This window comes from Pseudomonas sp. fls2-241-R2A-110, from assembly GCF_030209165.1.
Classification (GTDB): Bacteria; Pseudomonadota; Gammaproteobacteria; order Pseudomonadales; family Pseudomonadaceae; genus Aquipseudomonas.
In genome coordinates, this window is the sequence record NZ_JARVSN010000021.1 from 288,628 (window position 1) to 300,502 (window position 11,875).

Below are 11,875 nucleotides of genomic sequence, written 5' to 3' on the forward strand. Positions count from 1 at the left end.
CGCCTGAAGAGTTTGATGAGGTTTTAACAATGGCTGAACGTCTGAATAACGACTTCCAGTTCATCGATGTCGGGCGCAAGGATCCGAAGAAGAAACTGTTGCGTCAACGCAAGAAAGAGTTCGTGGAGATCTACGAACCCTTCAAACCCCAGCATTCGGCCGATCAGGCCCACCGCTGCCTGGGTTGCGGTAACCCGTATTGCGAATGGAAGTGCCCGGTGCACAACTTCATTCCGAACTGGCTGAAGCTGGTGGCCGAGGGCAACATCCTCCAGGCCGCCGAGCTGTCGCACCAGACCAACACCCTGCCGGAAGTTTGCGGCCGGGTGTGCCCGCAGGACCGTCTGTGCGAGGGTGCCTGCACCCTTAACGACGGTTTCGGCGCGGTGACCATCGGTTCGGTCGAGAAGTACATCACCGACACCGCGTTCGCCATGGGCTGGCGCCCGGACATGTCCAAGGTCAAGCCGACCGGCAAGCGTGTTGCAATCATCGGCGCTGGCCCGGCCGGCCTGGGTTGTGCCGACGTGCTGGTACGCGGCGGTGTGACCCCGGTGGTGTTCGACAAGAACCCGGAAATCGGTGGTCTGCTGACCTTCGGCATCCCCGAGTTCAAGCTGGAAAAGACCGTGCTGAGCAATCGTCGCGAAGTCTTCACCGGCATGGGCATCCAGTTCCGTCTGAACACCGAAGTGGGCAAGGATGTGACCGTCGAGCAACTGCTCGAAGAATACGATGCCGTGTTCATGGGCATGGGCACCTACACCTACATGAAGGGCGGCTTTGCCGGTGAGGACCTGCCGGGCGTGCATGACGCGCTCGACTTCCTGATCGCCAACGTCAACCGCAACCTGGGCTTTGAAAAGTCGCCGGAAGATTTCGTCGACATGAAAGGCAAGAAGGTCGTGGTGCTCGGTGGTGGCGATACGGCGATGGACTGCAACCGTACTTCGATTCGTCAGGGCGCCAAGTCGGTGACCTGTGCTTATCGTCGCGACGAAGCAAACATGCCGGGTTCGCGCAAAGAGGTGAAGAACGCCAAGGAAGAAGGCGTGAAATTCCTCTACAACCGCCAGCCGATCGCCATCGTTGGTGAAGACCGTGTCGAAGGCGTGAAAGTGGTCGAGACCCGTCTCGGCGCACCGGACGCGCGTGGCCGTCGCAGCCCTGAGCCGATCCCGGGTTCTGAAGAGATCATCCCGGCCGACGCCGTGGTCATCGCCTTCGGTTTCCGCCCAAGCCCGGCGTCGTGGTTCGAACAGCACAGCATCCAGACCGACAGCCAGGGCCGCGTCGTGGCCCCGGAACAAGGGAAGTACAAGCACCAGACCAGCAACCCGAAAATCTTCGCCGGTGGCGATATGGTTCGCGGTTCTGACCTGGTGGTAACGGCGATCTTCGAAGGGCGTAATGCCGCTGAAGGGATCCTGGATTACCTGGGCGTCTAAACCCCGATCCTGACCTGAAATGGGATCAAAATGTGGGAGCGAGCAAGCCCGCTCCCACATTGGTTTCCGGGTGTTACGAATAACGGGTTTTCACCGCGACAAATTGACCCGATAGACAAAAGGCTGACCTGCAACCGTGCCTTTTGCGTCGCGCTCTGAGAAAATGCCCGCACTTTTTTTCCGGATGCCGACATGACTGCCCTGAAGAACGACCGTTTCCTTCGCGCCCTGCTCAAGCAACCCGTAGACGTCACCCCTGTGTGGATGATGCGTCAGGCCGGTCGCTACCTGCCGGAATACCGCGCCAGCCGTGCCAAGGCCGGTGACTTCATGAGCCTGTGCATGAACCCGGAGTTCGCTTGCGAAGTCACGATGCAACCGCTCGACCGCTATCCGCAACTGGACGCGGCGATCCTGTTCTCCGACATCCTCACCATCCCCGATGCGATGGGCCAAGGCCTGTACTTCGAAACCGGTGAAGGTCCGCGCTTCAAGAAAGTCGTCAGCACCCTGGCCGACATCGAAGCCCTGCCGATTCCCGATCCGCACAAAGACCTCGGCTACGTCATGGACGCGGTCAGCACTATCCGTCGCGAACTGAACGGCCGCGTGCCGCTGATCGGTTTCTCCGGGAGCCCGTGGACGCTGGCCACCTACATGGTCGAAGGCGGTTCGTCGAAAGACTTCCGCAAGACCAAGGCCATGCTCTACGACAACCCGCAAGCCATGCACCTGCTGCTGGACAAGCTCGCGCAGTCGGTCACCAGCTACCTCAATGGCCAGATCATGGCCGGCGCGCAAGCGGTGCAGATCTTCGATACCTGGGGCGGCAACCTTTCGGCGGCGGCGTACCAGGAATTCTCCCTGGCCTACATGCGCAAAATCGTCAGCGGCCTGATCCGCGAACACGAAGGCCGCAAGGTTCCAGTCATCCTGTTCACCAAGAACGGCGGCCTGTGGCTGGAAAGCATCGCCGACGTTGGCGCTGATGCCCTTGGCCTGGACTGGACCTGCGACATCGGCGAAGCCCGCCAGCGTGTTGGCAACAAAGTCGCGCTGCAAGGCAACATGGACCCGACCGTGCTCTATGCCAAGCCAGAAGCCATTCGTGCCGAAGTCGGCCGGATCCTCGCCAGCTACGGCAAAGGCAGCGGCCACGTGTTCAACCTCGGCCATGGCATCACGCCGGAAGTTGATCCGGAACACGCGGGTGCGTTCCTTCGCGCGGTGCACGAGTTGTCGGCGCAGTATCACGAGTGATCGTCGCCCAATAAAAAACGCCCGGCAGATGTCGGGCGTTTTTGTATGGAGATCTCGGGCAACACTCGGTCCCTGTGGGAGCGAGCCTGCTCGCGATGAGGCCATAACATCCAACATCAATGTCGTCTGTTACGCCGTCATCGCGAGCAGGCTCACTCCCACAGGGATGGGTGTCAGGCTTTGACGCCGCCCAACGGCGGCAACTTCGCCAGCTTCAACGCCACCAGCAGCGCAATCACCAGCAACCCGCCAATGAACAACCCAATCCCATTCCATCCACCCATGTGCCAGAACACCCCACCCGCCGTCCCCGCAATACTCGACCCGGCGTAATAGCTGAACAAGTAAAGCGACGATGCCTGCCCCTTGGCCTTAATCGCCCGGCGCCCGATCCAGCTGCTGGCCACCGAATGCGCGCCAAAGAAGCCAAACGTGAAGATCAACATGCCGATGATCACCAGCGGCAATGGCGTGAACATCGTCAGGGCAAGACCGGCCAGCATCAGCACAATCGTTGCCCAGAGCACTTTGCGTCGGCCCAGTTTGTCAGCCAGCGAACCGATTTTCGCCGAACTGTAGATACCCGACAGGTACACCACCGACAGCAGCCCGACAAACACCTGATCCATATGGTAGGGCTCGGCCAGCAAGCGATAGCCGATGTAGTTGAACAGCGTGACAAACGCGCCCATCAACACAAACGCTTCAAGGAACAGCAGCGGCAGGCCGGCATCGCGAAAATGCATGGTGAAGCCATCTAGCAGGCTGCGCGGGTGCAGCGAACGGGCGCGGAAGTTGCGCGATTCGGGAAGGATTTTCCAGAACACCGCTGCCGCGATCAGCGCCAGGCTGCCGATCACCAGCATCGCGGTGTGCCAGCTGACGAAGTCGATCAACACGCCGGTGATCAAGCGTCCGCTCATCCCGCCAATCGCGTTGCCGCCGATGTACAGTCCCATCGCCAAGCCGATGTGTTGCGGGTGGATTTCTTCGCTCAGGTACGTCATGGCAACTGCCGCCAGACCGCTCAATGACAACCCGATCAACGCGCGCATCACCAAGACGCCTTGCCAGCTCGGCATCATCGCGCTGGCCATGGTGCACAGCGCGGCGGCGAACAGTGCCGCGACCATGACCGGTTTGCGTCCGACACGGTCGGAGATCGGCCCGGTGATCAGCAGACCAATCGCCAGCATGCCGGTGGCGACCGACAGGATCAGGCTGCTCTGCGCCGCATTGATCGAATATTCGTGGGACAGCAGCGGCATCATCGGCTGCACGCAGTAGAGCAAGGCGAACGTCGCGAAACCGCCACAGAACAACGCCAGCACCGTGCGCATGAACATCGGCGTGCCTTTTTCGATGTAGATCTCCTTCATTTCGGCGACAACATCGTCTACCGCAGCGGGCGGAACTTCATGAGCAAGGGGGGCGACAGCAGTTTTCACTTCAGACCTCGGAGGGCGCAGCCGGTCAGGCAATGAAAAAAGCATATAGCTGGCTAATGATTCAATCCAATATATTGTTCGACCTGTTTGATAGGTTTAACGACCTAATGGAGTTTTCATGGAATTGCGTCACCTGCGCTACTTCATCGCCGTCGCCGAAGAACTGCATTTCGGCCGCGCCGCCCAGGTGCTGGGCATCTCGCAGCCGCCATTGAGCCAGCAGATTCAGGCGCTGGAACAGGAAGTCGGTGCACGGCTGTTCGAGCGTACCAATCGTCGGGTCGAGCTCAGCGAGGCGGGTCGGTTGTTCCTGGAAGAAGCGCGATTGGTGCTGGCGCAGGTCGATAAAGCCGCTGATGTGGCGCGTCGTGCGCAGCTTGGCGAGTTGGGTGAGCTGAAAATTGGTTTCACCTCGTCGGCCCCCTTCAACTCAACCATTCCCCAAGCGATTTTTTCATTCCGCCAGCGGTTCCCGGCCGTGCATTTGAACCTGCGGGAGATGAGCAGCACCCAAGTGGCCGATGCGCTGGTGGATGAGTCGATCGAGGTCGGGATCATGCGACCGCTGGGGTTGCCGGACTCCCTCAGCGTGGTGGAATTGATGCGTGAACCCCTGGTGGCCGTGCTCAGCTCCAAGCATCCGCTGGTGACTGACAGCGAAGAGGGGCTCTTCCTGTCGGCATTGGCCCTCGAACCCTTCGTATTTTTCCCACGCAGTTATGGCAGTGGCCTGTACGCACAATTGCTCAGCCTGGCGCGGGATGCCGGTTTCAGCCCGCACTTTGCGCAAGAGGCGGGTGAAGCGATGACGATTATCGGGCTGGTGGCGGCGGGGCTGGGGGTGTCGGTGCTGCCGGCCTCCTATCAGCGGATGCGTATTGATGGCGTGGTGTATCGACCGCTGCTTGATCCGGAAGCGGTGTCGGCGGTGTGGCTGGTGCAGCGCAAGGATCAGAAGTCGCCGATGGCCAAGGCGTTTGTGGAGTTGTTGACGAGGAAGGTTGAGGGAAGTTGAGCACGGGACACTTCGAGTAACGGATCCGGTTTAGTGATTTACCCGGTTGTTGAGCAGAATCGATTTTTTTCGATGAGTGCCATGGATGCCACTTCTATATCAACCAAGTGAAGGCAGCGTACTGATTTGTGATTTCAGGGGCTATGAGGTTCCAGAGATGATCAAGGTCAGGCCCGTTGTTGTGATACGCAAACACAGGACCAACAGCTTACTGGTGACAGTTGTGCCGCTGAGCACCACTGCTCCGGATCGCGTACTTGATCACCATCTGGAACTTCAAAGTCATCTCCAGGGTGCCAGTCCTGTCTGTTGGGCGAAATGCGATATTGTTGCGACAGTCAGCCTCTCAAGGCTGGACAGGATCAAAACTCGAGATCGTCAGGGGAAGCGTATTTACGTTATTTCACAACTTGAAACAGATGAGTTTTCTGCCATCAAAATCGCGGTACGTAAAGCGCTTGGCGTGTGATGGCATCGGAGGTGGCACAGTCAGGCGAATGGCCAGTCGTTGCCCTTGATCCTTTTTCAGGCAATACTCGCGCCGTTCCCGAAAGGGGCTTGTGAGACTCTGAGGATCCTGGGCAACCAGCCATCGCAGAGCCAGACAGGTACCGGGCGATGACAAGCCGACCTGTTTGTGAAGGGGCGCCGAAAGGCGCCCCTTGTCGTTTCCGAGGTGCTCACCTCAGTCAACCTTTACCAACTCCCCTCGCAACCCCACCCCGGTCACCGCAGGCTTAAGCGCCTCCAGCCCCGGTATTGTCGCCCCGTCGGTTGCGCACTGGTATTTCCCGGTGTCCTGGCTCAGGTCGCGCTTGTTGATGCCAGCAATATTGATCACGGCGTTGGCGCCGGCCTTTTTTGCTTTGCTTTGCAGGGTCGCCAAGGTCGATTGCAAGGCCCAGAAGCAGGCGTCTTCATCAGACTTGTCTTCATTGTCGGTTCGTCGGCTGCTGCTCACTGCGGTCAGTTTGCGTGCCTGCGCTGGCAGCGTTTCTCCGGCCAGGTAAAACTTGACGCTGCCGTCCAGCAGGCCGACGTCGGTGGCGCGTTTCACGCCTTCCTGGAGGTCCTGGAAGGTGGGTTCATAGGCGCCGTGCGAGGCGATGACCTGATCGACATCCGGGTCGGAGGCCAGTTGCTTGATCACGTCATCACGCAGGTAGTTGATCCAGCGGTTATAGGTGCCGTGGATGCGGCCGTCCTTGTAGCCCAGGCCGCGGCTGTCGCGGTAGTCGATTTCAAACGAGGTCGTGGTGTAAGGGATGTCGATTTCGGCGTGGTGTTTATCGCGCACGGTAATCGCAGCCTTGATCATGCCCGGACGCGCCGATTGCACGACCCATTGGCGTTCAATCAGCGCGGTGACGATGGCGCGGCTCATCCTGTCGTTGTTCAAACCCCGGTTGCTGGGGAAGGTTTCCTTGGCGGTGTACACCGGATTGCTGGTGCAGCCGCCCAGCGCGACGGCCACGGCGAACAGCGCGGCGATGCGCTGAAACTGAGTCATTCCCTTTACTCCAAACCTGTGCGGATCAGTGCCAGCGACGGTGACGCCACCAAGAGCGAAATTGTTGTTCATTGCGTATTCGTTGCGCATTTTGCCCGAACTCGTCAGCGCGGGTCGACCTCACTGAGGTCGACCTTTTTTTACGCCGAAAGCTGCATCTGTAATCGTCGGCCAACGACATCCAGCAAGTCACAGCCATCACGCAATGAGGTGGCTAATACACGCGCCAACAGGTTGCGTAAAAGGCAGTGAGATGAAAATCCCTGCACAGCTAAACGCTATTTAAACTTTAATTTTTCTTTCAGGCTTTTCATCACTGCGGGTTTGTTTTCAAGGAACACATTCAACCCTTTTGCTCGAAGATTGCACGCGTCGCAGTCGCCGCATCCGCTGCCTTTTACGCCGTTGTAACAAGTCAGTGTGTGTTGCTGAATCAAATCAAGTTTTCCATGATGTTCGGCCAAGGCCCATGTTTCGGCCTTGTTCAACCACATGAGCGGCGTTTCAATTCGCAGCTTATAGTCCATGCCCAGTTCGATGGCTTTATGCAGCGCTTTAACAAACTCATCTCGACAATCCGGGTAACCGGAAAAATCTGTTTCGCAGACCCCCGTGATTAACGTCTCGGCCTGTACTTGATAGGCATAAATAGAAGCCAAGGTTAAAAACAGAATGTTTCTACCGGGTACGAAAGTGCTCGGCAGACTTTCACCGAAACTGTTTGTGCTGGGCACTGGAATGTTATCGCGCGTCAAACTACTGATGGCCAGTTCATTCAACAATGAACAGTCCAGCACCTTGTGCACCGTGACGCCAAGCTCTTTCGAAAGCTGCTGCGCCACTTCAATTTCCGCGCGGTGACGCTGGCCATAGTCAAAGGTAATGCAGTGAATTTCGTCGTAGAGCGGCAACGCCTGGATCAAGCAGGTCGTGGAGTCCTGCCCACCGCTGAAAACGATAACGGCCTTTTTAGTCATGGTTCGATCTTCCTTGGGATGCCCCGATGTATCACGGGGGCATTGACCCTAGCGCGAAGCTCAAATTCTGGCTGTGGGACGTTTCCGAAATCGTGTACTCCGGTTTCCTGTTGTGTCTTCGTTGCTTAAGACCAGCGCCGAAAAATCAACGAAGTGTTAACGCCACCAAATGCAAAATTGTTGTTCATCACGTACTGGTTACTCATCTGCCGGAACTCGCCGCGCAGGTAGTCGAGCTTGCCGCAGAGCGGATCGACATCGTCAAGGTTGAACGTGTGCACATACAGGTCGCGGTTCATCATTTCGATGCTGAACCAGGACTCCAATGCTCCGCACGCACCCAAGGTATGACCGAGGAAGCTCTTTTGTGAGCTGATTGGCATGTGTTCGCCGAACAGCGCACTGGTTGCCAGTGTTTCGGCGATGTCGCCCTGTTCAGTCGCCGTGCCGTGACCATTGACGTAGCCAATGTCCGACGGCTGCAGCCCGGCATCTTCCAGGGCCAGTTCCATGGCCCGGCGCATGGTGACCTGCTCCGGTCGGGTGGCGTGCTGGCCGTCGGCGTTGCTGCCGAAGCCGACGAGTTCGGCGTGGATGTGTGCACCGCGAGCTAGCGCGTGTTCGAGTTCCTCAAGCACCAGCATGCCGCCGCCTTCGCCAATCACCAGGCCATCGCGGCCGCTGTCGTAGGGACGCGGAGAGGTCTGTGGGGCGTCGTTTTTCAGGCTGGTGGCGTAGAGCGCGTCAAAGACCATGGCTTCGGTCGGGCACAGTTCTTCGGCGCCGCCGGCGAGCATCAGTGGCAGGCGGCCGAATTTGATCGACTCATAGGCGTAGCCGATGCCCTGGCTGCCGCTGGTGCAGGCGCTGGAGGTCGGGATCAGTCGGCCGGTGAGACCAAAGAAAATGCTGATATTGGCCGCGGTGGTGTGCGGCATCATCCGCACGTAGGAGTTGGCGTTCAGGCCCTCGGCCACCGAGTTGAGCAACATGTTGCCGAATGCCTTGATCTCGTCGGTGCTGCCCGTGGACGAGCCGCAGGAGACGCCCATGCGCCCGTCCTTGATCGACTCGTCACCCAACAGCCCGGCATCGGCCAGCGCCTGTTCCGCCGCGCCGACTGCCAGGCGTGATACCCGGCCCATGCTGCGCAGTTGTTTGCGGGTCCAGTGGCTGGGCACTTTGAAGTCGTCGATGGGGCCGGCCAGGCGCGTGTTGAGTTCGGTAAAACGATCCCACTCGTCCATCCGGCGTATGCCACTGCGGTTGGCCGCGAAGTTGGCGGCGATGGTTGCCCAGTCGCTGCCAAGTGAGGTGATGCCGGCCATGCCGGTGACGACGACGCGCTTCATCAGCACAGGCCTCCGTTGACGGCCAGAACCTGCCGGGTGATGTACGACGCTTCTGCCGACATCAGGAAATTCACCGCGCTGGCCACCTCTTCCGGGGTGCCCATGCGTTGTGCGGGAATCATTTTCATCAGTTCTTCCACCGGCACGTTTTCGTCGAGCATCGCTGTGTCGATCAGGCCGGGTGCGACACAGTTAACGGTGATTTTGCGCTTGCCCAGTTCGATCGCCAACGCTTTCGCCGCGCCGATCAAACCGGCCTTGGAAGCGCTGTAGTTGACCTGGCCGCGGTTGCCGATCAACCCGGAAACCGAGGTAATGCAAACAATCCGCCCGGCAGCACGACGACGAATCATAGGCATCATCACCGGGTGCAGCACGTTGTAGAAACCGTCGAGGTTGGTGCGCATCACCACATCCCAATCATCCTCGCTCAGTGCTGGAAAAGCACCGTCGCGGGTCAGGCCGGCGTTTAGCACGACACCGTAGTAGGCGCCATGGGCTTCAACGTCGGCTTCGAGAATGGCTTTGCAGCTGGCGCGGTCGGACACGTCGAATTGCAGGATGCGCGCCTGGCGCCCCAGCGCCTGGATTTCGCCTTGAACGATCACGGCGTCCGCCAGACCGCTGCGGCAATGCAGGATGATGTCGTGCCCGGCCTGTGCCAGGCGCAGCGCGATTGCGCGGCCGATGCCACGGCTGGAGCCAGTGACCAGTACGGATTCAGTCATGACTGGACTCCTTCGGGTTCATGAAGATATTGAGCGGCCTGAGGCGGGCGAAACACGTTCAGACGGGCGGTGGCGTGAATGCCTGGGGCGTTGATGTGGCATTCGAATACGCCCATGCCGTTATCGTCTTCCAGCGAGCGCATCCCGTGGATGGTCAGCTCGGTGCCAACGGGGAAGTGCTCCACGTTGCATTCGAATTTGCGCGTACCGAGCAGAAAACCCAGCACCACGCCATCGCCCCGCTGGCGCGCGTGGCAACCGGCGTACGCGGCGACACTCTGGGCCATCAGTTCGATGCCGACCCAGGCCGGCATGCTGCCGTCGGGACGGCTGAACAGGCCGCCAGGCCTGACGGTGAGGCGTGTGCGGATCTGGTCGTCATCGAAGTCCAGAATCTGTTCGATGAAGATCATGTCGCCAGCGTGCGGCAGCAGTTCGGCGATCGGCCAGTCAATCATGGGGCGTCTCCGATTATCAGGCTGACGTTGTTACCACCGAAAGCAAAGGAATTGCTCATCAAGTAGCGAGGTGCAATGGACGTCAGGCGATCGGTCGGGGTCACCCAATTCAAGGCCGGCAGTTCAGGATCAGGTTGTCCGTCCCAGACATGGGGCGCCAGGGCGTGCTCAGGGTTGTTCGTGCTCAGGCTCAACCAGCAGAACGCCGCTTCCAGGGCGCCGGCGGCGCCAAGGGTGTGGCCGGTCATTGGCTTGGTTGAAGAACACGGTACGCCTTGCGGGAACAGGGTCGCCACGGCCAGGCTTTCCATGGCGTCGTTGTGTTGGGTCGCGGTGCCATGCAGGTTCAGGTAACCGATTTGAGCGGGTTGCAGATTTGCTCGGCTCAAGGCTTTGCGCATGGCTTGCAAGGCGCCACGGCCTGTCGGTTCCGGCGCAGAAATGTGGTGCGCATCGGAACTGGCGCCGCTGCCCAGTAGCGCAATCGGTTGGCCGTCGCCGGCGCTTTTGCTCATCAGAAACAGCGCGGCGGCTTCACCGATATTGATGCCGTTGCGGTTGACCGAAAACGGATTGCAACGTTGCTCGGACACCGCTTCCAACGCCGAGAAGCCGTTGAGGGTCAGTTTGCACAAACTGTCGACGCCGCCGCACAGCACCGCGTCGCACACGCCCAGATCCAGCAGGCGTTGGGCGCTCATCAGCGCCCGGGCGCTGGAGGTGCAGGCGGTCGAGATCACATAAGCCGGGCCGCTCAATTGCAGCCAGTCGGCGAGGAAATTGGCCGGTGCGCCGAGCTCCTGCTGCTGATAGTCGTAATCGGCAGGGAAATGATGCTCGCGAATGTAATGGGCCAGGCCACGGCTGGCCTCATGGATGCCCGACGTGCTGGTGCCCAGCACCACACCGATACGGTCACGGCCGTAGGTCTGGATCGCACGATCGATGTCGTCGCGGATTTGCAACGCGGCTTCCAGCAGCAACTGGTTGTTGCGGCTGCTTTGCTGAGCCAGTTCCGGTGGAATCGGGGCCAATTCGCCACGCACCGCCGCCACCGGCAATGAGCGCTCCGGGACCCAGCCAGCCTCGCTGCGCATGCCGGAGCAATCACCGGCAAACAGATTGCGCGCGACTTGCGCTTTGTCACGCCCCAAGGCGCAGATAACCCCAAGGGCGTTCAGATAGGCGGTCATGGCGCGTCTCCGCTCAGGGGCGTGACTTGATACTTGGGACCTTTGGGCAGGTTCAATTCGAAGCTCATCGGTTGTGAATAACGGACGTCCCAGTGCGTGGGCAAGGAGCGTTGACTGCCATGTTGCCAAGCCGTGGGGTAGTTGCCCGACAGTTCATCCTTGGGGGTCAGCGCAAACAGCAACGCCGCGAACAGCTCCCGGGCTTCCGGGTTCGGCGGCAACAGGCCGTCGGCTTTCCATTGGCCATCGATCAGTTTCTGGCGAGCCTGTGGAATGCCCAGCAAATCCATCATCGACCAGCGGATGCCAGGGCCTTCACGCTGGATCACCAGCACCCAGTCCTGACGTTGCTCAGCGACCAGGCGCTGGATGTGCAACTGCAGCGGCAACGACAGGTTCGGGGTTTGCTCGGGCAGCGGCGGCTGGCTGGCACAAGCGCTCAGCAACAGACAGCAAGCCAGGAGCAGGAAACGAATCATCAGACCT

The 11,875-nt window shown here is 59.5% G+C and carries 12 protein-coding genes; 4 read left to right on the forward strand and 8 right to left on the reverse strand.

Features of this window, described 5'->3' with window-relative positions:
* Positions 1-29: 29 nt before the first annotated feature.
* Both QRN31_RS18310 and hemE read left to right on the forward strand, forming a co-directional pair.
* On the forward strand, positions 30-1,448 hold the full coding sequence (locus QRN31_RS18310; RefSeq protein WP_285433589.1) for a glutamate synthase small subunit GltD family protein: 1,419 nt from the start codon (positions 30-32) through the stop codon (positions 1,446-1,448).
* A 192-nt stretch (positions 1,449-1,640) separates the two neighbouring features.
* Complete coding sequence (gene hemE, locus QRN31_RS18315) at positions 1,641-2,708, forward strand: uroporphyrinogen decarboxylase (RefSeq protein ID WP_285433590.1); 1,068 nt, start codon at positions 1,641-1,643, stop codon at positions 2,706-2,708.
* 173 nt (positions 2,709-2,881) lie between these two features.
* On the opposite strand, the gene QRN31_RS18320 is transcribed toward hemE, so the two are convergent.
* Positions 2,882-4,156 (reverse strand): MFS transporter, encoded by a 1,275-nt coding sequence (locus tag QRN31_RS18320; RefSeq protein ID WP_285433591.1) that lies wholly within the window; start codon positions 4,154-4,156, stop codon positions 2,882-2,884.
* A gap of 118 nt (positions 4,157-4,274) precedes the next feature.
* On the opposite strand from QRN31_RS18320, the gene QRN31_RS18325 reads away from it, so the two are divergent.
* Positions 4,275-5,171, forward strand: coding sequence for a LysR family transcriptional regulator (locus tag QRN31_RS18325; RefSeq protein WP_285433592.1), 897 nt, complete (start codon positions 4,275-4,277; stop codon positions 5,169-5,171).
* Positions 5,172-5,256: 85 nt separating this feature from the next.
* Entirely contained in the window at positions 5,257-5,640 is a 384-nt protein-coding gene (locus QRN31_RS18330; protein WP_285433593.1) for a type II toxin-antitoxin system PemK/MazF family toxin, read from the forward strand.
* A gap of 216 nt (positions 5,641-5,856) precedes the next feature.
* Here the strand turns inward: QRN31_RS18330 and QRN31_RS18335 are convergent, their stop codons facing one another.
* The 7 genes from QRN31_RS18335 to QRN31_RS18365 form a co-directional block, all read right to left on the reverse strand.
* On the reverse strand, positions 5,857-6,681 hold the full coding sequence (locus QRN31_RS18335) for a hypothetical protein (RefSeq protein WP_285433594.1): 825 nt from the start codon (positions 6,679-6,681) through the stop codon (positions 5,857-5,859).
* A gap of 278 nt (positions 6,682-6,959) precedes the next feature.
* The gene (queC, locus tag QRN31_RS18340) at positions 6,960-7,658 is read right to left on the reverse strand and encodes a 7-cyano-7-deazaguanine synthase QueC (protein ID WP_285433595.1); all 699 of its coding nucleotides are present in this window, start codon (positions 7,656-7,658) and stop codon (positions 6,960-6,962) included.
* A gap of 125 nt (positions 7,659-7,783) precedes the next feature.
* Positions 7,784-9,010, reverse strand: coding sequence for a beta-ketoacyl-ACP synthase (locus tag QRN31_RS18345; protein WP_285433597.1), 1,227 nt, complete (start codon positions 9,008-9,010; stop codon positions 7,784-7,786).
* Positions 9,010-9,738 (reverse strand): 3-oxoacyl-ACP reductase FabG, encoded by a 729-nt coding sequence (gene fabG, locus QRN31_RS18350; RefSeq protein ID WP_285433598.1) that lies wholly within the window; start codon positions 9,736-9,738, stop codon positions 9,010-9,012. The genes QRN31_RS18345 and fabG overlap by 1 nt, the downstream gene beginning before the upstream one ends.
* Positions 9,735-10,196, reverse strand: a complete 462-nt coding sequence (locus QRN31_RS18355; RefSeq protein ID WP_285433599.1) for a hotdog family protein — start codon at positions 10,194-10,196, stop codon at positions 9,735-9,737. Before QRN31_RS18355 ends, fabG begins: the two co-directional genes overlap by 4 nt.
* On the reverse strand, positions 10,193-11,389 hold the full coding sequence (locus tag QRN31_RS18360; protein WP_285433601.1) for a beta-ketoacyl-[acyl-carrier-protein] synthase family protein: 1,197 nt from the start codon (positions 11,387-11,389) through the stop codon (positions 10,193-10,195). Before QRN31_RS18360 ends, QRN31_RS18355 begins: the two co-directional genes overlap by 4 nt.
* Entirely contained in the window at positions 11,386-11,868 is a 483-nt protein-coding gene (locus QRN31_RS18365) for a hypothetical protein (protein WP_285433602.1), read from the reverse strand. Before QRN31_RS18365 ends, QRN31_RS18360 begins: the two co-directional genes overlap by 4 nt.
* Positions 11,869-11,875: the final 7 nt, after the last annotated feature.

What these genes read in the sequence shown, in the direction of transcription:
- QRN31_RS18345 (WP_285433597.1), bottom strand. Translation starts at nt 9,010, where the DNA reads ATGAAGCGCGTCGTCGTCACCGGCATGGCCGGCATCACCTCACTTGGC.
- QRN31_RS18335 (WP_285433594.1), bottom strand. Translation starts at nt 6,681, where the DNA reads ATGACTCAGTTTCAGCGCATCGCCGCGCTGTTCGCCGTGGCCGTCGCG.
- QRN31_RS18365 (WP_285433602.1), bottom strand. Translation starts at nt 11,868, where the DNA reads ATGATTCGTTTCCTGCTCCTGGCTTGCTGTCTGTTGCTGAGCGCTTGT.
- hemE (WP_285433590.1), top strand. Translation starts at nt 1,641, where the DNA reads ATGACTGCCCTGAAGAACGACCGTTTCCTTCGCGCCCTGCTCAAGCAA.
- QRN31_RS18360 (WP_285433601.1), bottom strand. Translation starts at nt 11,389, where the DNA reads ATGACCGCCTATCTGAACGCCCTTGGGGTTATCTGCGCCTTGGGGCGT.
- fabG (WP_285433598.1), bottom strand. Translation starts at nt 9,738, where the DNA reads ATGACTGAATCCGTACTGGTCACTGGCTCCAGCCGTGGCATCGGCCGC.
- queC (WP_285433595.1), bottom strand. Translation starts at nt 7,658, where the DNA reads ATGACTAAAAAGGCCGTTATCGTTTTCAGCGGTGGGCAGGACTCCACG.
- QRN31_RS18330 (WP_285433593.1), top strand. Translation starts at nt 5,257, where the DNA reads ATGCCACTTCTATATCAACCAAGTGAAGGCAGCGTACTGATTTGTGAT.
- QRN31_RS18310 (WP_285433589.1), top strand. Translation starts at nt 30, where the DNA reads ATGGCTGAACGTCTGAATAACGACTTCCAGTTCATCGATGTCGGGCGC.
- QRN31_RS18355 (WP_285433599.1), bottom strand. Translation starts at nt 10,196, where the DNA reads ATGATTGACTGGCCGATCGCCGAACTGCTGCCGCACGCTGGCGACATG.
- QRN31_RS18325 (WP_285433592.1), top strand. Translation starts at nt 4,275, where the DNA reads ATGGAATTGCGTCACCTGCGCTACTTCATCGCCGTCGCCGAAGAACTG.